This window comes from Agreia bicolorata, assembly GCF_000938265.1.
In the GTDB taxonomy this organism is placed as follows: domain Bacteria; phylum Actinomycetota; class Actinomycetes; order Actinomycetales; family Microbacteriaceae; genus Agreia; species Agreia bicolorata.
Genome location: NZ_JYFC01000002.1, coordinates 505,110 through 526,019, shown reverse-complemented (window position 1 = coordinate 526,019; position 20,910 = coordinate 505,110). Strand labels below are relative to the sequence as shown.

The window sequence follows — 20,910 nt, the reverse complement described above, 5'->3', positions numbered from 1 at the left end:
TCGGTCAAGGCGAGTATTCTGGCGGGGTGATCGACGACATCAAGAAGCGTGCCCTGCACCGCACTCGAATTCTCGAAGGCCAGCTGCGAGGCCTCGAGAAGATGATCGAGAGCGAGGAGTACTGCCTCGACATCATCACGCAGTCGCTCGCCATTCAGAAGTCGCTGGGATCACTCAACAAGCTGATGGTCGAGAACCATCTGAAGACCCATGTGACCGACATGTTCGAGGCCGGCGGCGAGACCCGCGACGGCGCGATCGACGAGCTCGTCAAGATCTACGAGCTCAGCCGCAACCGCTCCTGACCCGCGGTGCCCGAACGGGCATCCGGTAACGTCGTCGGCGTGACCGATTTCTCTTCGACCCAGCCGCAGATCGACGATTCGGCCATTATGTGGTCGATCCCCCGCGACGAGCTGGCGACGCGGCTGCCCGGCTCGCCCCTGCTGGTGATCATGCACGGCTACGGCTCGCACGAGGCCGATCTCATCTCGCTCGCGCCGTATCTGCCCGGCACAATCGTCTGCGCGAGTCTGCGAGCGCCGCTCATCGCGCCGGCCCCGATTCAGAACGGCTTCGCCTGGTTCCAGATCGGCGAGCCGGGCAATCCCGAACCCGCAGGGGTGGATGCCGCGGCCCGCGGAGTGCTCGCCTGGCTCGACGGACTCGAGACCGCCTATGGGGCGCCCGCCGCCGTGTCCATCCTCGGATTCTCGCAGGGCGGCGCCATGGCCCTGCAGCTGGTGCGCCACGCGCCGGAACGCTTCGCCTCCTCGGTGAATCTGTCGGGCTTTGTCATCTCCGGCGATGCCCCCGCCGACACCGCGCTCGAGACGCTGCGACCCAGGGTGTTCTGGGGGCGTGACGAGCGCGACCCCGTCATTCCTCCGTCGGCCGTGGCACGCACGGCCACCTGGCTCGAGACACATGCCGAGGTCGATGCCCGCCTGTATCCGGGCGCCGGGCACGGCATCGTGGGCGACGAGATCACCGCCGTGCGCGAGTTCCTCGACCAGACGCTGCTGGTCGCGGCCGAGGTCTAGGCACGATGTCCAAGAAATCGTCTGCGTCCGGCCCCACGACCGCTGCCACCACGGCGCTGAGCAGAGCCGGTGTTGAGTTCGTTCCGCACGCGTACACACACGATCCCGCGGTCACCGACTTCGGCATCGAGGCTGCAACGGCGCTCGGAATCGAAGCCGAGAGAGTGTTCAAGACCCTGATGGTCGACACCGATGCGGGGCTAGGAATCGGCATCGTGCCCGTGAGCGGCATGCTCGACCTCAAAGCGCTGGCCTCGGCCCTCGGCGGAAAGAAGGCAGCCATGGCCGATCTCGCCCTCGCCGAGCGCAAGAGCGGCTATGTGGTCGGCGGTATCAGCCCGTTCGGGCAGAAAACGGCCCTGCCGACCGTGCTCGACGACTCGGCGCTGGAGTTCGACACGATCCTCGTGTCAGGCGGGCGGCGCGGCTTCGACATCGAGCTCGCACCCGCAGATCTGCTGGCCGTGACTCGGGGAACGGCCGCACGCATCCGACGCCTGTGACGATCGCAAGCTATCCGGCTAGATCGACGTCGCTGAGGCTGTCGTCACCGAGCATCTCGACCCAGCGGGCGAGGAACGCCGCTCCCGCGTCGTCGTGGATGAGGTCGCCCGCCGTGAGAACCGGGTAGTCGGTCTCGGGAATGCCGTCCTCCGGGCGCACGTCGACGTGCGCCACGGTCTCGCCGCGCTCGTGCAACCACGCGGCCATGGCGTAGTCGCCGCGGGAGTCGCCCATCGTGCGCCACTCGGTGGGCATCGGGTCAGCACCCTCCAACAGCATCAGCGCGCGCTCGGCCCCGAAATCCTTGCCCACTCTGATCGACTCGAAGTCGGTCGAGATGATCGACGGGTCGGCCCGATACTGCACGGCACCGGATGCGTCGGGATAGTCGGCCGAGCCTCGTCGCGCCCCGAAACCGCGTTCGTTCAGGAGCGCGATCGCGGCTTCGTCGATCTCGAGCTGGCGCGCCAGGAAAGCGTGCTTCGATACGTCGAGGCGCTGCTCGAAGGTGACCGTGGCACGTTTGGTCTCGTCATAGAAGACGAGGTCGGCGTAGTGCTCCGTCACGAGGGCACGCACATCGTCGCCGAATCCGGGTGGCGGCGCGAGCGATGTGTCGATCGACAACTCGCCGGCGCCCTCCGAAGTGATCGCGAACCAGGTCGCGCCCTTCTCGCAGATGGCGAAGACACGCGCGTGCGCCTCGAGTCCCGCGGCCAGCAGAGGCTCCACGACCTCGTCGGCGATGAACGCATCCGATCGCCCGGTGTTGAAGATCACCGGAACGCCCGCGTTCGCCAACGCCGCGAGATCACGACCGATCGACGGGATGTTGATGGATCTGGTCACCGGGCTGGCGATAGGTCCGTCGACGTCGAGAAGCAGTCCGAGGCGGCGAGATGAAGTCACCCGCCCAATTCTGGCCTACTCAGGCGCGGCGGCGGTGCACTGTGCGTAGGAGGACACCGGCGACAAGCAGCATCGGCGCCACAGCGAGAATCGGGGCTGCCGGCAGGCCGGTGTTCGCGAGCGATGCCGCCGCCCCGTGCGGAGCCGTTCCCTCAGAAGGATCGCCTCCGGCACCGACTGCCGTCGCGGGATCCGTTCCGGGATCGACGGTGGGACCCGTCGCGGCCAGCACCGTGAGCGCGAAGTATCCGCGCTCGATCTGTGTGCCCTCGTGGCTGTCTGAGTAGCTCGAAATACTGAGCTTGTGCGCGCCCGGCGCCGTGTCCGACGGGATGGTGAGGGTCAGGGTGGCGACGCCGTTGACCGCAGCCGGCGCTGCCCCGATGTACACGGGGGTCGAATAGAGAATGGCGTACACGTCGCTGTCTTCGTCGGAAGGCACCGTCCACGTGTACGTTCCACCCGGCGCGACAACAAGCGGTCCGGAATGAGGCACGATCTCATCGGTTATCTCGGACTCAGCGGGGAGCGCAGGCGTGACGACGATGTCTGCCGTGGCCGGACTGCCGACGACGGCCGCCACGGGCGGCAGCGTCTGCGCGGCGAAGAATCCCCCGAGGTCGTGTTCATACGTGCTGATCGTGTAGTTGGCGGGGGCGAGCCCGGAGAACGAATAGACACCACCCGAGGTGATGGCCCGCACAGCATCGGGTTGGATGGTATTGCTCGCGAAAAGCTGCATGTCGACGGGTGACCCGATGGTGTTCTTCACGGTTCCGCCGATGCTTGCCCCCTCGGCCAGTTGCACATCGGCCGTTGCGGAGCCGACGGGAGGAACGGCGATGATCGTCGCCTCTACCTCGGTAAGCCTGTCGGAATACCACTCGTCGACGAGGTTGTCGGAGTCGGGACTCACGACCGAGATCTTGTAGTTGCCCGCTGCGAGGCCGCCGAAGTCGTAGCCGCCGTCGACAGACGACGACTGCACGTAACCCACGGACTCCCAGCCGTCGTTCTCGGAGAAGAGCTGCACTCCGGCCTGCACCGGGTCACCGGTGTACGCCGTGATCGTGCCCGACAGAGTCGACTCGGCTCCGAGCACCGCATCAGACACCGTGTCGCTGCCTTGCGCCAGCACGCGCGGGGTCGCACCGGCCAGCGTCACGGAGTCATCGAAGTACTCGGCGGCGAAGCCCGCGGCCTGAAACTTGACGACATAGCTCTCCGGCGAGATGGATCCGCCGTAGTGGCCGGCGGAGTCGGTATAGAAGTCGTACTCCGAGTTCGCGGTCAGGTAGCGCACCTTTGCCCCGACGATCGGGTTGAGAGCAGCGTCGGTGACGGTGCCTGAGACCGTGGTGGTCGCTGCCCAGGCGGCGCTCGGGGCGACGGCTATCCCCAGAACGGCCAGGCTCAGCGCCGCGACGGCGGACAGTGTTCTCTTCACGGTGGATCCCCCGGGATGCTCGCCTCGAGTCTCGAGGCTGCCTCACGACGATCGCGGGCTCCTCCACGCTATGGGTGAGCGTCGCGCACGGTACACCGATCGATTACTCAGTTTCGGGCAGCCATTACTCGATTTGCGCCTAGCGGCCCTTTTGACGGTAGCCGCCGGAGGGCCGAGGCTTGCGCGCTGTTCCCAGGGGGCGCGGGGTCTTGGCGGCTGCGCCCTTCGCGCCGCCCTTCGCCCCCGTGCGAGGCTTTTTGGGCTCCGCCTTGGGCGCCTTCTCACCGGTGGATGGCTTCGGTGAGACGCCGGGCCCCGCGGCGCGGGAGCTCGTGGCCCGCCGACCACGCACGATCCCGATGAACTCCTCGATACGGTCGCTCGGGTCGCCGGTGAGCCAGCACAGGGCGATCTGCGTCTCCGGAAGGTCGAGCACGGGCCGTGCCACCACGTCTTTGCGCGCGTGCAACCGGGCCACGGAGTGCGGCAGCACGACGATGCCCGTTCCCGCGGCCACCAGGTCGAGCGCGTCCTCTACAGAGGCGGGCTCGGGCAGATCGGGCCGAGTCCCCTCGATCATCTCGGTGGCGATCTCGGACCAGCCCTCGACCTCGTCAGGATGCTGCACGAGGTGCTCGTCGGCCAGCTCGGCCAGGCGAACCTCTTCAAGCACAGACAACGGGTTGTCTTTCGCGACCACAACGACGGGCACCTCGTCGTAGAGCCGGATGGCGCTGAGCGCGTCACGGTCGATGGGCAGGCGCACGAACGCCACGTCGACGGCGCTCTCTCGCAGCACAGACACTGCCTCGTCGCCGGGCGTCGGCACCACAACAAGGGGAACATCGGGATGGCGCGCCTCCCACTCCGTCGTCCACTTGGTGATCGTGACGCCGGGGACGAAGGAGATGCGGAAGGGAACAGGCCGCGCCGCCTCTTCCGCGGCAATGGCGGCCCGCTCGTCGGCGGCGACGATCAGCTCGGGGGCGGCTTCGAGAAGCGAGCGACCGGCATCCGTCAGTTGCGTGCTGGGCTGCTCGCGGTCGAACAGCGGGTAGCCGAGCTGCGCCTCGAGATCGACCACCGCCTTGCTCAAGCGGGTACGGGCGATTCCCAGCGAGAGGGCTGCACGGCCGAAGTGCAGCTCCGTGGCGACGGCGGAAAACCATCTCAGGGTGGTCGGGTCGATGTCCACGGGGCTCCTCGAAGGCTTGTGACCGGGCAACCGGTGCGGTCTCAGGCTACCCTTGGCATCATGACGCCCGCGAAAACCCCCCAGACAATGAAGCCCGCCACCGCGGCCAAGAAGCTCGGCGTGCTTCTGGATGCGACGCCCGCCGACTTCCAGCAGGGCACGGTGTCGCGCACCCAGCTCGACGAGCTGCTCGCCACGCCCCCGGAGTGGGTTGTGCAGCTGCGGCTCAACGGCCCGCATCCGCGCCAGATCGTGGCGTCGAAGCTCGGAGTCACCATCTCGGGCCTGGCCCGCGGCGGAGTGACGGAGCCACTTACCACCGCAGAGATCCAGGACCTGCTGGCGAACCGTCCGGAGTGGCTCGTGCGCGAGCGCGCAACGCAGGCCGAGGTTCGCCGCGAGGCGGCTCGCGTCAAGCAGCTGAACGAGGAGAAGGCCCGCAAGGCCGCCCATCTCGCGCGCCAGGAGAGCCAGCGCGCCGCCGCCGCTTCGAACTGACCTGCGGTGAGCGCATCGGTTCCTGAACGGCCGGTCACGGCCTCGCCGCGTGCCGCCGACATCCGGCGCTGGCGGCGCTACCTCGCCGACGAGCAGCTCGAGGCCGCCGTCTACCGCGATCTGGCCCAGCGACGCACGGGTGAGGAACGCGAGATTCTGCTGGCCCTCGCCGATGCCGAGGCCAGGCATGAAGCTCATTGGCGCGCCCTTCTCGGAGATCGGGCGGGGGCATCGATGCGTGGTGCCCTGCGTACCAGGGTGCTCGGTTTCTTGGCCCGACGCTTCGGATCTGTCTTCGTACTGGCTCTCGCGCAGCGAGCCGAGGGGCGGTCGCCCTATGACACCGACACCGACGCGACGGCCGCGATGGCCGCAGACGAGCGCATCCACGAAGAGGTCGTGCGTGGATTGGCGACCCGGGGGCGCATGCGGCTCTCGGGAACGTTCCGGGCAGCAGTCTTCGGCGCGAACGACGGTCTTGTGTCGAATCTCGCCCTCGTCATCGGAATCTCGGCGAGCGGCGTGCCAACCCACGTGGTGCTGCTGACCGGAATTGCGGGTCTGCTGGCCGGCGCTCTCTCGATGGGGGCCGGCGAGTACGTCTCGGTGCGCTCGCAGCGCGAGCTTTTGGAGTCGTCCACTCCAGACCCCGAGGCCCGTACGGCTGTCGCCGACCTCGATGTGGATGCCAATGAGCTCGCTCTCGTGTACCGAGCACGGGGCATGAGCGAGACCGAAGCAGAGGAGCATGCACGCGAAGTGCTGCGCACCCACGACCTCGTTCTGACGGCCGACCCCACCGTTCACGCAGAAAGCGATGAGCACGAAGCTGTCGGCACAGGGCTGAGCGCCGCCCTTTCGAGCTTCTGCTTCTTCGCCTCGGGCGCGATCATTCCCGTTCTGCCCTATCTGTTCGGCATCGAAGGCCTTCCGGCGCTACTGATCGCGGCGGTGCTCGTGGGCCTGGCGCTACTCGGCACCGGAGCCATCGTGGGCATCCTCTCGGGCGCCTCTCCGCTGAAACGCGGCCTGCGCCAGCTCGCCATCGGCTATGGGGCCGCCGCCGTCACCTATCTGCTCGGTCTGCTCTTCGGCACAACCGGAGTCTGAACCGACGGCCAAGAAAGTCGAGCGAAGTCGCCACCTCTGTGACGATAAACTCGCGATGTGAATTTTCGCATCCTCCCCGCAGTACTGGCACTCGCACTCGTTGTCACGCTGAGCGGCTGCGCCGTCAGTGAGAACCCATCCGGCCCCACGAGCTCGTCGTCGACGACCGTGCGTGTTCCGGCCGATGCCGCGACGATTCAGGAGGCGGTCGACAAGGTGCCCGAGGGCGGCATGGTGCTCATCTCCCCCGGCACCTACACCGAAGAGGTCACCGTGTCGACGAGGAACATCACCCTGCGCGGCCTCGACCGCGACGGAGTGATCATCGATGGCGAGGGCCTCCGCGCAAACGGAATCCAAGTGATCGCCGACGGTGTGCGCGTGCAGAACCTCACGGTCACCAGGCACACATTCAACGGTGTGCTCGTCACGGGAATGCACGATGAGAACGGCCCCCAGGCACACAACCTCACGGGCTACCAGAAGCTCGACCCGGCCAAGTTCCCTCCCCTGCAGCGCTTCGAGGTCGATCACGTCACCGCCACGAACAACGGCCTCTACGGCATCTACGCCTTCAACTCGCAGAACGGCGTGCTCAGCAACAACTACGCCTCCGGTTCGGCGGATTCTGGTTTCTACGTCGGCCAATGCCAGGACTGCTCGATCCTGGTCTCGGGCAACGTGGCGGAGCGCAATGCCATCGGCTATGAGAACGCGAATGCCTCCGACTCCGTGGTCATCACGGGCAACAGGTTCTCGGGCAATCGTGTGGGGCTCACCCTGCTCAGCTGGTATCAGGAGGCCTTCGTTCCTCAGCGCGGCGCAACCGTGGTCGGCAATGTGATCTCCGACAACAACTCGGCGGATTCGCCCGCTCAGGCGCAGGGCGGGTTCGGCATCGGCGTGGGTCTCTCAGGGGCACAGAGTGACACCCTCGAGCGCAACCTCGTCTCCGGCAACAGCGTCTCGGGCGTGCAACTGTCGAACACCGAGGACATCGCCACGACAGGAACGCGCCTGACCGACAACGCCCTCTCCGGTAACGGGGTCGATGTCGCCGACGTCGCGGCCACGCGCAGCCCCACGACCACCACCTGCATCACCCCGGACACCGGCCTCAGCCTGCTGCCCGGCGACCTGGCGGCATCCTGCTCTGCCGGTGCCTCTGCGGGCGTAGCGGCCTCCGCCCTGCCCCAGGTGCAGGTGCCCGCCGGAGTGTCCTTCCTCAAGGTGGGGCGGCCCGTGCTTCAGCCCAACCTCGACGGCGACCTGACCGCTGTTCCCGATGCACTCCCGACGAGCGGCCCCGCCGGCTCCTTCAACACGACCAGCGTCACGCTTCCCGCCGCCGATCTGCTCGTCAGCAGCACCGGAACCCGATGACGGACGCAGAACCTGCCAAAGGCCCCAGCCGTCGCGCGCTGCTCGGAGCGCTCGGCGTCGCGGTGGGCGCTGGTGCCGCCGGCGCCGCGGGCGCGCTCACGGCCACGGGCTCCTGGCCCGGCGAGACACAGCAACCGGATGCCGGTGGCACGCCCGCTGGTTCGTCCGGCCAGCCGGTGCTCGCCAGCGGCCGGTATCAGGCGGGAATAGCCAGGCCCGCGACTCCTCAGCATTTCGGCCTGCTGCTCGTCTGCGACCTCGACGGCACCGACACCTCCTGGCTCGGCGCACTCGGACAGCGCATCCTCGAGCTCACGACGAAGGCGACGCCGACAGACGTTCTGCCCGACGGCCCGGGCGATCTCACGGTCACGGTCGGCCTGGGCCCGCGGATCGTTGCGGCGCGCGACGCGTCGCTGCCCGGCGCCGAAGACCTGCCCTCTTTTGCCGGCGACGAGACCATCGAGCCTCACCGTCGTGGCGGAGACCTTCTGCTCGCGCTCTACTCAGACGATCCGAGCGTGCTCACGGCTGTGGGCGACGATCTGCTCACTCTGGTGCCGGGTGCGACCCCGCGGTGGCGTCAGCGCCTGTTCCGAGGCCACGGTGAACGTGGCGTGGTGCGCAACCCCTTCGGCTTCCTCGACGGTGTCATCGTGCCGCACGGCGACGAGGAACTCGCCGAGAACGTGTGGATCGGGTCTGGGGCCGCCGACGCTGCGCTGGCAGCGGGCACCGTGTGCGTCATCCGGCGGCTGCGCCTCGATACGGCCCGATTCGCTGCCTTGGGTACGCCCGCGCAGGAGCGCGTCATCGGCCGCGAGCGCATCGACGGAACACCGCTCTCGGGTGGGCCGAAAGACGGCGAGGTCGATCTGAACGCGAAGACGCCAGAGGGCGAATTCATCACCCCGCTGCGCAGTCACGCGCGCGCGGCACACCCCTCGTTCACCGGATCATCGCTGATGCTGCGGCGCGGATACGCGTTCGACGACGGGCTGCTGCCGAATGGTGAGGCCGATGCGGGCCTGGCGTTCATCTGCTTCCAAAACACCCTGCGCACATTCGTCGTCACGCAGCAGCGGCTCGACGAGAACGACGACCTGATGAAGTACGCCACACCGACGGGCAGTGCGACATTCCTGATTCTGCCGGGATTCTCGGCGAGCTCGCCGCTGTCGTTCTGAGCCTGAGGCGCTACTTCTTCTTGACGTTGGTCACGGCGTCGGAGGAGTGATTCGCCGCGCCGCTCTTCGTCTTCTTGTCTGCTCGCTTCTCTTTGAGAGAGCGTGCTGCCGGCTTGGCAACGGCCTTGCGTGCTGATTTCTCGCCCATGGTGCATCCTCGTTTCGAGAGCCCGGGTGACCCTTGACTCGACGATAGGCCCTGCGGGTGTGCCCGGCCGACCATCCAGGCGACTTGGGAGAATTCCGCGTCAGTACGATTTCACGTACGACATCGCGACGGACACCATGTCGACGATCTTGACCGTCGCCACGATCATCGACAGAACGAAGACGCCGATGGTGATCCAGATGGGCACCATCGCGCCGCCGCCCGCCCGACGCCGAACGATGACCGTTCGGCCGATGATGTACACGGTCGAGCCCAGAAAGGTCCACGCCCAGTGGAACGGTCGGTCGAAGCCTCGCGCACTCAGCGTCTTGAAGTCGAAGTAGGCAAGCAGCACCGATACGCCGTAGAAGACGAACCCGAGTGCCTGAATGAGCAGGTACCCCGGGTCGCGGAATTGGGCAAAGGGATCGCTCGCGGAGTTGAGCGAGGCGCGCATATACGCATCGGTGTCCCACAGGGCGACGACGAGGATCGAGACGAGGGGAAGCAGCGTGATCAGCCAGATGAAGGGCGTGTAGACGGGAGTGCCCTGAGCCACTCGTCGCGGCGCTCCTACTGGAGCGAAGGTCGAAAGGGTGGGGTCGGAGACGTGCTCCGTCCACTTCTGCCCATCCCACCATCGGCTCCCCGGCCCACCGGAAGGATCCGGGAACCAGCCCGCAGGGGTGACATTGTCGAAAGGCTGTTGGTTCGTCATTCGTAGTCCTTCGCGGTCAGCACGAACAGCGGGATCTCGCGCTCGGTCTTCTTCTGGTAATCGGCGTAGTCAGGGTAAGCATCGACGGCTCGCTGCCACCACAGGGCCTTCTCCTCACCGGTGATTTCGCGCGCGAGGTAATCGCGCTTCTCCGGTCCGTCCTGCAGCTCGACGTGCGGCTGAGCCAGAAGATTGAAATACCAGACCGGATGCTTCGGGGCGCCTCCGAGTGAGGCGACGACCGCGTACTCACCGTTGTGCTCGACACGCATGAGGGCCGTCTTGCGCAGCTTGCCCGACTTCGCGCCGACGGAGGTGAGCACGATCACGGGCATGCCCCGTAGCGTGGTGCCACTCGTGCCGCCCGAGCCTTCGTACTCCTCGACCTGCTTGCGCGCCCAGTCGGACGTGCTCGGTTCGTACTCGCCTGTCAGTGGCATGGGGGGGTCCTCCGGGTCGATGGTCTGCTGCACCGACACTACGCTGGCAAGCAGAATGATTCTGGAGGAGCACGCTATGGTTCGACAGAATCGCGCACTGTATGTCGAGACCACGATCAGGGCCGACATCGACGAGGTCTGGCGGCTCACTCAGACCCCGCAACTGCATTCGCGCTGGGACCTACGGTTCAGTCTGATCGCGCCCGAGACCACGGAGCCGCCGGCGGAGGCCGACACCCCCTCGCGGTTCCGGTACGAACGGCGATTGCCGTTTCACACCATTCGGGGCACCGGAGTCTCCCTCGGCGAGCGCACCGGTGCGCGCGGCACCCGAACCTCGGCACTCGTGTTCTCGACCCACGATCCCATCTCTCCACTCGCATCCGGCCGCGGTTACTGGCGCTATCAGCCGAATACCGACGGCTCGACCACCTTCACCACGGGCTATGACTACGTGCCCTTCGCTGGCCGGGCTGGAGCGTTGCTCGACCGCATAGTGCTGCGACGGGTGGTGTGGTGGATGACAGCCTGGAGCTTCGACCGGCTGCGCATCTGGGCCGAGACCGGAACACCGCCGGAATCCTGGCCCCTCGCATCCGTCGCCGCGCTCTGGAAAACCGAGCGTCCGAAGGCCTCACGCTGCCTGTCACGCCCGGCACGGTCTCCGCGCTCGCACGACGCGATGAGTGACGCACCAGCATCTCTCTCGGGACTGGTTGAGTGATGACGGGTATCTTCGAAACCGCCCTGGGCGACGATTTCGCGAGGCTCCACCCGATGATGCGGCGCCGGTTCGGAGTGGGCCTCGAGGCCGGCTACGCGTGTGTGGGAACAGGCGTGATGAGCCGCATCCGGCGCGGACCCTGGTGGACGATTCCCTTTCTGTGGGTCGGGCGCATCCGCAACATCCTGGTGCCCATCCAAGGCACCGACGTTCCGTTCACTGTCGAGAACTATCCCTACCTCGATCCGCTGGGGCGCGAAACGATCACCTTCGTGCGCACATACGGCGCGGTCTCTCGGCCGCATCGCTTCGATGCCACCATGATCTAAAGCGAGCGTGCGGGGCGCGTGATCGACTACCTCGGCACGCACCAGCACTTGGCGGTAGACCTCGACCTCACGGTGAACGACGATGGCTCCCTGCTGCTGCGCTCAGATGCGCAGCGCTTCTACGAGGGACCGATTGCGTTCCGCTTTCCGATGATCTTCAGCGGACGGGCCGAGCTCCGCGAGAGCTTCGACGATGAGGCCGGCGTCTACCGCATCAGTCTCACCGTTACCAACCGTCGATTCGGCTTTCTCTTCGGCTACGACGGCGCGTTCACGTGCACGTTCCCCGAGGCGAAGGATGCCCCTGCGCGGCTCAGACCACGTCGGCACGAGCGACGGGAGTAGCTCCCGGCCCCGCGCTGCGCACCGCTCCGATGCTGGCGGTCACCACGAGCGCGATGGCGAGCACTCCGACGAGCGTGATGTGCTGGGCCAGCAGCACCACCCCGGCGAGGGCCGCGATCGCCGGCGCCAGGCTCATGAGAATGGCGAAGGTCGACGAGGGGATGCGACGCAGCGCGAACAGCTCGAGGGCGTAAGGAATCGTCGATGACAGCACGGCGACGGCAGCGCCCAGAAGCAGGATGTCCGGACGCACGATCACGGGGCCGGCTGCGGCGAGCCCCAGCGGCAGCGTGAGAACGGCCCCGATCGCCATGGCCAGGGCGAGGCCGTCGAGGCGCGCGAATCGGCTGCCCGTGCGCGACGACAGCAGAATGTAGCCGGCCCAGGTCGCACCGGCTCCCGCGGCGAACAGCACGCCCACGGGGTCGAGCTCGCCGAAGCTGCCCTGCCCGAGCAGAAAGACGCCGACGAAGGCGAGCACCGCCCAGAGCCAGCTGGATGCGCGTCGGCTCGTGGCCACCGAGAGCACGAGCGGCCCCAGAACCTCGATGGTCACGGCCGCCCCGAGCGGGATGCGCGCCAGCGCCTCGTAGAACAACCCGTTCATCACCGCGAGGGCCGCGCCGAACAGCACCACCGTCATCCAGTCGCCGCGGCTGCGGCCGCGCACGGACGGGCGGGCGATGGCGAGCAGGATGAGCGCGGAGAACGTGAGGCGCAGCGCCACCATACCGAGAGCGCCGACGCTCGGGAACAGCAGCACGGCGAAGGCTGCGCCGACCTCCTGGCACGCCAGCCCGGCGACGACGAGACCCGCCGCACCGACTGGCCCGCCGAGACGGGCGCGGCTCATTCGTCGAGAAGAACCTTGCCCGGGTTGAAGTGGCGACCGGGGTCGACAGCTCCGAAGAGGCCACGCATGATCTTGACGCCCTCGGTCGAGATGTCCTGCTCCATCCACGGGGCGTGCTCGAGGCCCACTCCGTGGTGGTGCGACAGCGTTCCGCCCGCGTCGATGAAAGCCTGCTGGATGGCCTGCTTGACCACGTCGTAGTGCGCGATGGCGTCACCCTCGTCGAGGTACGCGAACGTGAAGTACAGGCACGCGCCCGAGTGGTACGAGTGCGAGAGGTGGGCCATGATCCAGCCCTTGACACCGATCTCGTCGAACGCGTGGTTGGCGCTGGCGATCACGTTGCGGTAGAGCTCGGGCAGCTTCGCCCAGGGCGCGGCCGTCTCTGACACGTCGGCCGAGCCGCCCCAGTCGAGGAACCAGTCACGGATGTAGGGCGTGTCGAACTTCTTCTGGTCGTAGAGCACGCCGGGGCCCTTGCCCACCGTGATGCCGCCGTGCTTCTTGACGATGCGGGCGATGATCTTCTGGTTCGTCGCAACCAGCTCTTCGCCGCCCTCGTTTCCGACGAACGACAGGCACATCTTCTCGGTGTCCCAGCCCTTTGCCTTCAGGAAGACGCCGAGGCCTTTTGTGGCGAGGGCGGAGACGCCCTTGCTCTTCTTCGACGTGGCGAACGAGAACAGCGTCTCGTTGCCGTCGGAGACGCGGGTGATCGAGGGCGTGGCGTCGCTCTCGGAGATCTCACGCATGGCCGCGAGTCCGGCATCCCACGTGGGGTAGAGGTAGGCGAGGATCTCGCGTTTGGCCGGGATGCGATGGATCTGCACGGTGACCTCGGTGATGATGCCGAGGCGCCCCTCGCTGCCGAGGATCATCTCGCGCACACTCGGCCCGGTCGAGGTGCTGGGCAGCGGGCGCAGAACGAGCACACCACCGGGGCGCACGACACGCAGGCCCTTTGCGATGTCGGCGATGTCACCGAACTTGTCGCTCTGCATGCCGGACGAGCGCGTCGCCACCCAGCCGCCGACCGTGGAGTGGGTGAAGCTGTCAGGGAAGTGTCCGAGGGTCCAGCCGGCCGCGTTGAGCTCGGCCTCGAGGTCGGGACCCTGGGCGCCGCCCTGGATGCGCGCGAGGCTCGAATCGGCGTCGAGCTCGATGACGCGGTTGAGTCGGCCGAGGTCGAGCGACACCACAGTGCGCTCTTCGGTGGCGAGGGGCTCGAGGCTGCCGGCGATATTGCTGCCACCACCGAACGGAATGACCACGGCATCGGATGCGACGACCGCGTCGACGATCAGACGAACCTCGGCCTCGTTGGCCGGGTACACGACGACGTCGACGGCGCGGGGAAACGCGCTGGTTCGAACGCGGATGAGGTCGCGGATGCTCTTGCCGAAGGTGTGCACGACCCGGGACATGTCGTCGGTCTCGACGTGATCATCTCCGACGATTCCGGCCAGGAGAAGAACGAAGGACTCTGCCGCCCGGCTGGAGGGAACATCGATGTCGGCGAATGCCGGCGGTTCGCCCTTGGTCTTTTTGAGGTCGAGTCCGAGATTCTTCTTCACGAAGGGCGCGAAGCCCGGCTTGTTCTCGTGGTGGAAGGCGACGCCGTCGACGCCCCAGCCCCACCATTTCATGTGCTTGACATCGCTCATTGCAGGGCTCCTCTTGATCGTGGGGACTGGCCAAGGATAGTGGCCGAATGAAGGTCGCGCAGGCGCAGGATCTCCTGCTTCGTGCGCTCGGCGAAGTGGCCCGGGGTCTCCCCCGGAACGGGCCTCAACGGTTCACCGAAGACCACACCGACCGGGTAACGGCCCCGACGGGGCCAGTTCGCTCCTCGCGGGTGTGCCACGTGGGCGCCGATCAGGGCCATCGGAATGGTGGGAACGTCGCAGGATGCCGCGAGCGCGGCAGCACCGGGCTTGAAGGTGCCGACTTCGCCGTCTTTCGACCGGGTTCCCTCGGGAAAGATCAGGATCGGAATTCCACGCGACAGCAGTGAGCGGGCGCTGATCGACTTGGCCTTCGACTCCATGCGCTTCACCGGGAAGGCGTTGAAGAACAGTGCGGTGAGACCGCGCCTCCACCACACTGCGAAGAAGTAGTCGGCGGCGGCCCCTGTGGCCAGGTACCGCGCGAGGCGGCGGGGAAGCGAGCCGACGATGAGCGGCGCATCCAGATGACTGGAGTGGTTTGCGACGACCACGAAGCCGCCTGCCACGTCCTTGAGCTTTTCGCGGCCGATCACCGTGACACGGGTGAGCGACCAGATGAGGGGCTTCAAGAGCCCGCGCTGCACCAGGAATCGGGCAGCCGCGACGCTGGGCGAGTTGAAGCGATCGCGCTCACCGGCCATTTCGCTGGGGCGCCCTGCTGAGGCGGGTTCTTCTTCAGCCATCTAGGTGACCGGCTTCTTTCGACTCGAGGAAATCGACCCGGAGACTGCGCGAATCGCACTCCTCGGTGCGTGGCGAGCCAACCAGATGAGGGTTCGGTACCGAACAGTCGGTATGGAGATTACCCTGCCCCGGTCGACGTCGCGCAAGCATGCCGTGACAAGTTGTTCGGCGTCGAGCCACAAGAAGTTTGGAATGCTCGACGCCTTGATTCCGGCGCGCACATGAAACTCGGTGTGAACCCAGCCCGGGCAGAGAGCCGTTACACCGATGCCCGTGCCGCGCAATTCGACGGCGAGCCCCTCGGTGAACGACGTGACCCACGCCTTCAATGCAGAGTACGCGCCCATCGTCACGAAGCCGGCCGTGCTCGAGACGTTGACGATCTTTCCCGTGCCGCGTGGCAGCATCCCCCGCGCCGCCGCACCCGAGAGCACGAGCACGGCGCGGCACATGACCTCGAATGCCCGGTCATGAGCCGAGACATCGGCGTCGATCAGAGAGGTGTGCACGCCGAATCCCGCATTGTTCACCAGCATGTCGATCGGCCTCGACGGGTCTTCGAGTCGCTCGGCCACCCGAGCGACGTCGGCGCGGTCGGCCAAGTCAGCCGGCAGAATCTCTACGGAACGACCGAGCGCGCGGATTTCATCGGCCATCTCCTCCAGTCGCGGAACGCTTCGAGCGACAAGAACGAGGTCATATCCCTGCGCAGCGAGGGACCGGGAGAACGCAGCACCGATGCCAGACGTTCCTCCCGTAACGAGAGCTACAGCCATGGGGTTAGGTTAGTCTGCTCTTCACGGCGTCGTTTACGCACGCGGGTTTTCGACCGGTCGGCAGGGCTTTCATGACATCCACAAATGCAACCTCACGAGCGCGGTTCGACGTGCGACAGTTTGCCAGCACGGCCCGCGGCAACCTCAGACCCGAGCTTCAACTCGAGGGCTACGAGGGCGCGCAGCTCTCGGCCGATGCGGTGCATCTGCTTCGCTATCTCGGCCGTCTCGAGAGCGCCACGATGGAGCAGCTGCGCAACCTTCTCGTGACCGCCACCCACAAAGATGCCCGAGTCACCGCCTTTCTCGTCACCTGGGCGTTCGAGAAATTCTGGATCGCCGACGCGATCGACCAGATCCTCGTCGCCAACGGCAGCACCGGCGCGCAAGTTGGCCATGAGGGCGCGCCGAGGGCCGACCGCTCCGAGTCGGCCGAGCGCCGAGGGCCGATCCGACGCGCCATCCTGGCCATGGGCCAGGGTGTGCCGCTCACCGGTGTTCATATGACGGCGGGCTTGATCGACGAGTGGGTCATGGCCACGGCCTACGAACGGCTGGATGCTCTGGCCGACCACCCGACGCTCGGTGCGACACTCGACACGATCCGCAGCATCAAGAGCCGGCACGAATCGTTCTTCGCTGAGGAAGCCCGCCGCCGCCTCGCCGAATCTCCCAAGACCGTGAAACAGGCGACGAATCAACTCGCCCACGCGGCCTGGCCGATCGGAGCGGTCGACCGCTCCGACACCGACAGAACCTTTTTCGAACAGACCGTCTTCGGCGGCACCGACGGACTCCAGCGCGCAACCACGATCGGAAACAGAGTGGCAGAACTTCCCGGCCTGACCCCGCAGATTGGCGACGCCGTCGCCCGAAAGCTGCGATCGTGAGTGACGCGGTGGCCACCACCGTCAGCGAGGCGCTGTCGTGGACCGCGTCCTCCGATCTCGGCGACGCCCACGTCTTCATCACCGGCGGCACCGGCTTCGTGGGTCAGGCGATCGTCGAGCGGCTGCTCTCGTCGCATCCGGCGACCACGATCTCGCTGCTCATCCGCACCAAGGGCAGCACCACCGCCGACGACCGCCTGCGAACCCTGCTGCGCAAGCCCGTCTTCGGACCGTGGCGCGAGCGCGTCGGTGAAGAAGAGGTCGAACGCGCCGTGCGTGAGCGACTGCGGGTGATCGAGGGCGACCTCGCCAACGTTCCCCCGCTGCCGGCCGATCTCGACGTCGTGATCCACAGCGCATCCACCGTGTCGTTCGACCCGCCCATCGATCAGGCCTTCGAGACCAACCTCGGCGGCGCGATCGCCCTCTACACCGCTCTGGCCGAATCCGGCGGCGACCCTCACGTCGTGCACGTCTCGACCGCTTACGTCGGCGGGCTGCGCAAGGGCATCGTGCCCGAGGGGCGGCTGAAGCACGAGGTCGACTGGCGCGCAGAGCTCACTGCCGCCCGGGATGCCCGGGTGCGCGTCGAGATGGCATCGCGCCAACCCGAGACGCTGCGCACGTTTATGAACGATGCCCGCGCCGTGCATGGCAAGGAAGGCCCGCAGGCGGTGGCGACCGCCGCAGAGACCGGACGCGTCGAGTGGGTGCGCGAGCGACTCGTCGACTACGGGCGCAGCCGGGCCCAGAGCCTCGGCTGGACCGACGTCTACACGCTCACCAAATCGTTCGCCGAGCGGGCCGCAGAAGAGCTCTGGCGCGACGCCGGCCACCGACTGTCGGTCGTGCGTCCAGCCATCATCGAGAGCGCGCTGCGCCACCCGTATCCCGGTTGGATCGACGGGTTCAAGGTTGCCGATCCCCTGGTTCTTGCCTACGCCCGCGGCAACCTCACGCAGTTCCCGGCCCTGCCCGACACCGTGCTCGACGTGATTCCCGTCGACTACGTGGTCAACGTCATCCTCGCCGTCGCCGCTAACCCGGCTGCGGCCGACGCCGAGGTCGACTCCGCGTATTACCACGTGAGCTCCGGTGCCCGGAACCCGCTGCCGATCCACCGCATGTTCACGAACATGAATGAGTTCTTCACGGCCACCCCGCTGCCGCACGAGAGCGACGGGCACATCGAGGTTCCGTACTGGACCTTCCCCGGAACCCGCAAGGTCGACCGGGTACTGCACAACCAGGAGATCTGGAACGCCCGGCTCGAGAGGGCCCTCGAACGACTGCCCTCGACCGAACGCACCCGCGTGCACGTGAAGAAGGCTCTGAAGCGCAAAGATGACCTCGAGAATCTGCGCACCTTCGTGGAGCTCTATCGCGCCTACGTGCAGACCGAGATCATCTTCGACGACCGCAACACACGTGCGCTGCACAACGCGCTGCCCGCCGAGTTGCGTGACGACATCGGCTTCGATGTGACCGCCATCGACTGGGAGGACTACCTGCAGAAGGTGCACTTCCCCTCGATCACGGCGCTGACTCGGGCATTCGCGCTGCGCCCGGCCGCGTCGGAACGGGTGGCGAAGGCGTTCCCGAAGCGCAGCGACGTTCTCGCCGTCTTCGACTTCGAGGGCACCGTCGTCGACTCCAACATCGTCGAGCAGTACCTCTGGGTGCGCTCGGCCGGCTTCCGAAAGGCTGCGTGGCCGGGCGAGGTCGCGAGCCTTCTTACATCGCTTCCCGGCTATCTCAAAGCCGAGCACCGCGACCGCGGTGAATTCATTCGCGCGTTCCTTCGGCGCTACAGCGGTATGCCCGCCAAGCGGCTCGAGAAGGTCGTGTCTGGCGGATACCGCGAGACGCTGCTGCGGCACACGATGCCCTCGGCGATCGCGCGCATCCAGGAGCACCGGGCCGCGGGGCACCGCACCGTGCTTGTCACCGGATCCATCGGCATCCTGGCCTCGCCGCTCGCGGCGCTTTTCGACGATGTGGTCGCCGGATCGATGCATGAGCGCGACGGTATTCTGACCGGCTACCTCGCCCAGCCGCCCCTGGTCGATGAGGCGCGCGCGGCCTGGCTGCGACGCTACGCCGAGACGCACGGCATGGATCTGTCGAAATCGTACGGCTACGGCGACAGCCACTCCGACCTCGTGTGGCTACAGCTCGTCGGCAATCCAACGGCGATCAACCCGGACACCAATCTCTCTCGCGAGGCGCTCCGAAGAAGATGGAGCATCCACAACTGGAAACGCGGCACACGCGGGGCATCCGCTCTGCCGCAATTCGCGAAGGGAACCGGAGAGTAAACTCTCCCCACACCATGGCATTCGACGTAGACAAATACACGGCCACCTCGGTCAGCGTGAACTGGGACGATCTCGATCTCGAGCGATTCCGCGAGCACCCTCTGCCCGAGGGTTCTTTGCGCACCCTGCGTTATATGGCCGATGTGGAATATCACACCGTCTGCTACACCCGCGATCTGCTCACCACGCCCTCTCACAAAGAGGCCGAGATGGGCGCTTTTATGACCATGTGGAACCGCGAGGAGTTCTGGCACGGCGAGGCACTCGCCACCGTTCTGGGCATCCACGGCATCGTCGTCGACTTCGACGAGCTCAAGGCCAAACGCCTCAAGCTCGGCTGGCGCGACAAACTCGACCCCATCAAGCAGTCCGTGATCGGCAAGGTCGTGGGTGCCGACTTCGTGGCTGTGCACATGGCCTGGGGCGCCGCCAACGAGTGGTCGGCGATCACCGCGTACAACCGCATGGCCGCGCTCGAAGAAGATCCCGTGCTCGCCGAGCTGCTCAAGCGCATCGCCAAGCAGGAGGCGCGCCACGTGGCGTTCTACACCTCGCAGGCACGCGATCGTCTGGCAAAGAGCACGAAGGCGCAGAAGTTCGCCCGCTTCGCCTTGAGCAACTTCTGGGCTCCGGTCGGCTCCAGCATCATGGAGAAGAACGAGGTCAAGCACGTGATGGGCCACCTCATGGGCGGCGAAGACGGTCGCAAGGCCGCTCGCAAGATCGACACCGCCATCAGCGGGCTTCCCGGCCTCGAGGGCCTCACGATCGTCGACGACTCTCTTAACGCGCTGGGCGTCTAGCAGCTCACCGTTCCCTGAGCCTGTCGAAGGTCCTCGTGGCTCAGGAGTCGATCGCCGTGGCGACGACCCGGGCCATCGGCCTTCGAATGACATGGTCGCTCGCCTCGACCCGGTGCGTCGTGACGTTGCGCATCCTCGAGAGGATCGCGAGGCTCCCCGGCACGATGAATTCGTCGAAGCGACCGTAGACGATCTCGACCGGCGCGTCCACGGCGGCGAGGTCGGCGATGATCGTCTGAGTCTCGATGCAGTTCTTCAACGTCTTCACGAACGCTGTCCAATTCGTCTCGGTGATCTCCATAACATGCTCGATCGGCAGCAATTTCGCCACACGTGCCGCGTGCGCGATGGTGAATTCCTTGTTCTTCCTCAGGAACCGGTATATGCCGAGGTAGCCCGATACCTGGGCCCGCGTCAGAGGATCACTGATCTCCGCTGGTGCCGGATAGACCGGAGGGCTCACCAGAACGAGCTTGTCGAGGTGGCGCCCATGCATCGCCGCATAGCGGGAGCCGATGAGACAACCCAGCGAGTGTCCGACCAGCACGAAGTGACCGAGATGCAGATGACGGATCGTGCGGGCGATCGCGGCGACGTGCTCCTCGAGCGTGTACTCGGCGTCGTCGGGTGAGGGCGATTCTCCGAAACCCAGAAGGTCGATGGCGACGACACGATGGGTCTGCGAAATGAGGGGCACGACGAAGTCGAAGGTGCTCGAGCTCGACGCGATGCCGTGGATGAGCACCACCGTGGGCGCGTCCGCCCCAGTAGGGGGCTCGCTGCGGATGGAGACGTTCAGCAGGGGCTCGTGCAGTTCGTCGAGCAGATCTCGGATGCGACTCACGGCCCCATCCTAGGCTCACGGCTGCCGGAGGCTGC

22 protein-coding genes and 1 pseudogene are annotated in these 20,910 nt (G+C 66.5%); 12 read left to right on the top strand and 11 right to left on the bottom strand.

Features of this window, described 5'->3' with window-relative positions; genetic code table 11:
• The first annotated feature begins 26 nt into the window (after positions 1 to 26).
• From TZ00_RS05960 to ybaK, 3 genes are read left to right on the top strand one after another with little or no spacing between them, the layout of a single operon-like run.
• Positions 27 to 305 (top strand): metal-sensitive transcriptional regulator, encoded by a 279-nt coding sequence (locus tag TZ00_RS05960; RefSeq protein WP_044439959.1) that lies wholly within the window; start codon positions 27 to 29, stop codon positions 303 to 305.
• 39 nt (positions 306 to 344) lie between these two features.
• The gene (locus TZ00_RS05955) at positions 345 to 1,043 is read left to right on the top strand and encodes an alpha/beta hydrolase (RefSeq protein WP_238579594.1); all 699 of its coding nucleotides are present in this window, start codon (positions 345 to 347) and stop codon (positions 1,041 to 1,043) included.
• Between the two features lie 5 nt (positions 1,044 to 1,048).
• A complete protein-coding gene (ybaK, locus tag TZ00_RS05950; protein ID WP_044439957.1) occupies positions 1,049 to 1,546 on the top strand; it encodes a Cys-tRNA(Pro) deacylase in 498 nt (165 codons plus the stop codon).
• 10 nt (positions 1,547 to 1,556) lie between these two features.
• Here ybaK and TZ00_RS05945 read toward each other — a convergent pair whose 3' ends face one another.
• The 3 genes from TZ00_RS05945 to TZ00_RS05935 form a co-directional block, all read right to left on the bottom strand.
• Positions 1,557 to 2,456 (bottom strand): hypothetical protein, encoded by a 900-nt coding sequence (locus TZ00_RS05945; RefSeq protein ID WP_338010786.1) that lies wholly within the window; start codon positions 2,454 to 2,456, stop codon positions 1,557 to 1,559.
• 19 nt (positions 2,457 to 2,475) lie between these two features.
• Entirely contained in the window at positions 2,476 to 3,903 is a 1,428-nt protein-coding gene (locus tag TZ00_RS05940; protein WP_044439954.1) for a carboxypeptidase-like regulatory domain-containing protein, read from the bottom strand.
• Between the two features lie 139 nt (positions 3,904 to 4,042).
• Positions 4,043 to 5,098, bottom strand: a complete 1,056-nt coding sequence (locus tag TZ00_RS05935; RefSeq protein ID WP_044439953.1) for a LysR family transcriptional regulator — start codon at positions 5,096 to 5,098, stop codon at positions 4,043 to 4,045.
• A gap of 60 nt (positions 5,099 to 5,158) precedes the next feature.
• Here TZ00_RS05935 and TZ00_RS05930 point away from each other — a divergent pair, with 60 nt between their 5' ends.
• The 4 genes from TZ00_RS05930 to TZ00_RS05915 are packed head-to-tail and all read left to right on the top strand — an operon-like array spanning position 5,159 to position 9,276.
• Positions 5,159 to 5,596: a DUF5997 family protein gene (locus tag TZ00_RS05930; RefSeq protein ID WP_044440410.1), complete on the top strand. Its 438-nt coding sequence runs from the start codon at positions 5,159 to 5,161 to the stop codon at positions 5,594 to 5,596.
• Between the two features lie 6 nt (positions 5,597 to 5,602).
• Complete coding sequence (locus tag TZ00_RS05925) at positions 5,603 to 6,706, top strand: VIT1/CCC1 transporter family protein (protein ID WP_044439951.1); 1,104 nt, start codon at positions 5,603 to 5,605, stop codon at positions 6,704 to 6,706.
• Between the two features lie 57 nt (positions 6,707 to 6,763).
• On the top strand, positions 6,764 to 8,089 hold the full coding sequence (locus TZ00_RS05920) for a right-handed parallel beta-helix repeat-containing protein (protein WP_052521332.1): 1,326 nt from the start codon (positions 6,764 to 6,766) through the stop codon (positions 8,087 to 8,089).
• Complete coding sequence (locus TZ00_RS05915) at positions 8,086 to 9,276, top strand: Dyp-type peroxidase (protein ID WP_052521331.1); 1,191 nt, start codon at positions 8,086 to 8,088, stop codon at positions 9,274 to 9,276. Before TZ00_RS05920 ends, TZ00_RS05915 begins: the two co-directional genes overlap by 4 nt.
• A 10-nt stretch (positions 9,277 to 9,286) precedes the next feature.
• Here the strand turns inward: TZ00_RS05915 and TZ00_RS20085 are convergent, their stop codons facing one another.
• From TZ00_RS20085 to TZ00_RS05905, 3 genes are all read right to left on the bottom strand, one after another.
• The gene (locus TZ00_RS20085; RefSeq protein ID WP_166428661.1) at positions 9,287 to 9,424 is read right to left on the bottom strand and encodes a hypothetical protein; all 138 of its coding nucleotides are present in this window, start codon (positions 9,422 to 9,424) and stop codon (positions 9,287 to 9,289) included.
• Between the two features lie 100 nt (positions 9,425 to 9,524).
• Positions 9,525 to 10,142 (bottom strand): DUF2510 domain-containing protein, encoded by a 618-nt coding sequence (locus TZ00_RS05910; protein WP_044439949.1) that lies wholly within the window; start codon positions 10,140 to 10,142, stop codon positions 9,525 to 9,527.
• Positions 10,139 to 10,582: a nitroreductase family deazaflavin-dependent oxidoreductase gene (locus TZ00_RS05905; RefSeq protein WP_044440403.1), complete on the bottom strand. Its 444-nt coding sequence runs from the start codon at positions 10,580 to 10,582 to the stop codon at positions 10,139 to 10,141. Before TZ00_RS05905 ends, TZ00_RS05910 begins: the two co-directional genes overlap by 4 nt.
• Positions 10,583 to 10,658: 76 nt before the next feature.
• Between TZ00_RS05905 and TZ00_RS05900 the strand changes: the two genes are divergently transcribed.
• Positions 10,659 to 11,306, top strand: a complete 648-nt coding sequence (locus tag TZ00_RS05900; protein WP_044440401.1) for a hypothetical protein — start codon at positions 10,659 to 10,661, stop codon at positions 11,304 to 11,306.
• Positions 11,306 to 11,980: pseudogene (locus TZ00_RS05895) on the top strand (DUF4166 domain-containing protein). The gene TZ00_RS05900 and the pseudogene TZ00_RS05895 overlap by 1 nt, the downstream one beginning before the upstream one ends.
• Here the strand turns inward: TZ00_RS05895 and TZ00_RS05890 are convergent.
• From TZ00_RS05890 to TZ00_RS05875, 4 genes are read right to left on the bottom strand one after another with little or no spacing between them, the layout of a single operon-like run.
• On the bottom strand, positions 11,949 to 12,833 hold the full coding sequence (locus TZ00_RS05890; protein WP_044439947.1) for an EamA family transporter: 885 nt from the start codon (positions 12,831 to 12,833) through the stop codon (positions 11,949 to 11,951). The pseudogene TZ00_RS05895 and the gene TZ00_RS05890 sit on opposite strands and share 32 nt — an antisense overlap.
• Positions 12,830 to 14,497 (bottom strand): FAD-binding oxidoreductase, encoded by a 1,668-nt coding sequence (locus tag TZ00_RS05885; protein ID WP_044439946.1) that lies wholly within the window; start codon positions 14,495 to 14,497, stop codon positions 12,830 to 12,832. The genes TZ00_RS05890 and TZ00_RS05885 overlap by 4 nt, the downstream gene beginning before the upstream one ends.
• Positions 14,494 to 15,243: a lysophospholipid acyltransferase family protein gene (locus TZ00_RS05880; RefSeq protein WP_044439944.1), complete on the bottom strand. Its 750-nt coding sequence runs from the start codon at positions 15,241 to 15,243 to the stop codon at positions 14,494 to 14,496. Before TZ00_RS05880 ends, TZ00_RS05885 begins: the two co-directional genes overlap by 4 nt.
• Positions 15,244 to 16,020 carry an SDR family NAD(P)-dependent oxidoreductase gene (locus TZ00_RS05875; RefSeq protein ID WP_044439942.1) on the bottom strand — a complete coding sequence of 259 codons (777 nt, stop codon included), beginning with the start codon at positions 16,018 to 16,020 and terminating at the stop codon, positions 15,244 to 15,246. It abuts the gene before it with no gap.
• A 71-nt stretch (positions 16,021 to 16,091) separates the two neighbouring features.
• On the opposite strand from TZ00_RS05875, the gene TZ00_RS05870 reads away from it, so the two are divergent.
• Genes TZ00_RS05870 through TZ00_RS05860 form a run of 3 tightly spaced genes read left to right on the top strand, consistent with a single transcriptional unit; the run spans position 16,092 to position 20,031 of the window.
• On the top strand, positions 16,092 to 16,910 hold the full coding sequence (locus TZ00_RS05870; RefSeq protein ID WP_044439940.1) for a hypothetical protein: 819 nt from the start codon (positions 16,092 to 16,094) through the stop codon (positions 16,908 to 16,910).
• The gene (locus TZ00_RS05865) at positions 16,907 to 19,228 is read left to right on the top strand and encodes an SDR family oxidoreductase (protein WP_238579593.1); all 2,322 of its coding nucleotides are present in this window, start codon (positions 16,907 to 16,909) and stop codon (positions 19,226 to 19,228) included. The genes TZ00_RS05870 and TZ00_RS05865 overlap by 4 nt, the downstream gene beginning before the upstream one ends.
• Before the next feature lie 14 nt (positions 19,229 to 19,242).
• Entirely contained in the window at positions 19,243 to 20,031 is a 789-nt protein-coding gene (locus TZ00_RS05860; RefSeq protein WP_044439938.1) for a ferritin family protein, read from the top strand.
• A gap of 40 nt (positions 20,032 to 20,071) precedes the next feature.
• Here TZ00_RS05860 and TZ00_RS05855 read toward each other — a convergent pair whose 3' ends face one another.
• Entirely contained in the window at positions 20,072 to 20,875 is an 804-nt protein-coding gene (locus tag TZ00_RS05855; RefSeq protein ID WP_052521328.1) for an alpha/beta fold hydrolase, read from the bottom strand.
• Positions 20,876 to 20,910 lie beyond the last annotated feature (35 nt).

Excerpts from the sequence above, each read along its gene's own strand:
- ybaK (WP_044439957.1), top strand. The coding sequence starts at position 1,049 with ATGTCCAAGAAATCGTCTGCGTCCGGCCCCACGACCGCTGCCACCACG.
- TZ00_RS05930 (WP_044440410.1), top strand. The coding sequence starts at position 5,159 with ATGACGCCCGCGAAAACCCCCCAGACAATGAAGCCCGCCACCGCGGCC.
- TZ00_RS05915 (WP_052521331.1), top strand. The coding sequence starts at position 8,086 with ATGACGGACGCAGAACCTGCCAAAGGCCCCAGCCGTCGCGCGCTGCTC.
- TZ00_RS20085 (WP_166428661.1), bottom strand. The coding sequence starts at position 9,424 with ATGGGCGAGAAATCAGCACGCAAGGCCGTTGCCAAGCCGGCAGCACGC.
- TZ00_RS05910 (WP_044439949.1), bottom strand. The coding sequence starts at position 10,142 with ATGACGAACCAACAGCCTTTCGACAATGTCACCCCTGCGGGCTGGTTC.
- TZ00_RS05905 (WP_044440403.1), bottom strand. The coding sequence starts at position 10,582 with ATGCCACTGACAGGCGAGTACGAACCGAGCACGTCCGACTGGGCGCGC.
- TZ00_RS05900 (WP_044440401.1), top strand. The coding sequence starts at position 10,659 with ATGGTTCGACAGAATCGCGCACTGTATGTCGAGACCACGATCAGGGCC.
- TZ00_RS05890 (WP_044439947.1), bottom strand. The coding sequence starts at position 12,833 with ATGAGCCGCGCCCGTCTCGGCGGGCCAGTCGGTGCGGCGGGTCTCGTC.
- TZ00_RS05885 (WP_044439946.1), bottom strand. The coding sequence starts at position 14,497 with ATGAGCGATGTCAAGCACATGAAATGGTGGGGCTGGGGCGTCGACGGC.
- TZ00_RS05880 (WP_044439944.1), bottom strand. The coding sequence starts at position 15,243 with ATGGCTGAAGAAGAACCCGCCTCAGCAGGGCGCCCCAGCGAAATGGCC.
- TZ00_RS05875 (WP_044439942.1), bottom strand. The coding sequence starts at position 16,020 with ATGGCTGTAGCTCTCGTTACGGGAGGAACGTCTGGCATCGGTGCTGCG.
- TZ00_RS05870 (WP_044439940.1), top strand. The coding sequence starts at position 16,092 with ATGACATCCACAAATGCAACCTCACGAGCGCGGTTCGACGTGCGACAG.
- TZ00_RS05860 (WP_044439938.1), top strand. The coding sequence starts at position 19,243 with ATGGCATTCGACGTAGACAAATACACGGCCACCTCGGTCAGCGTGAAC.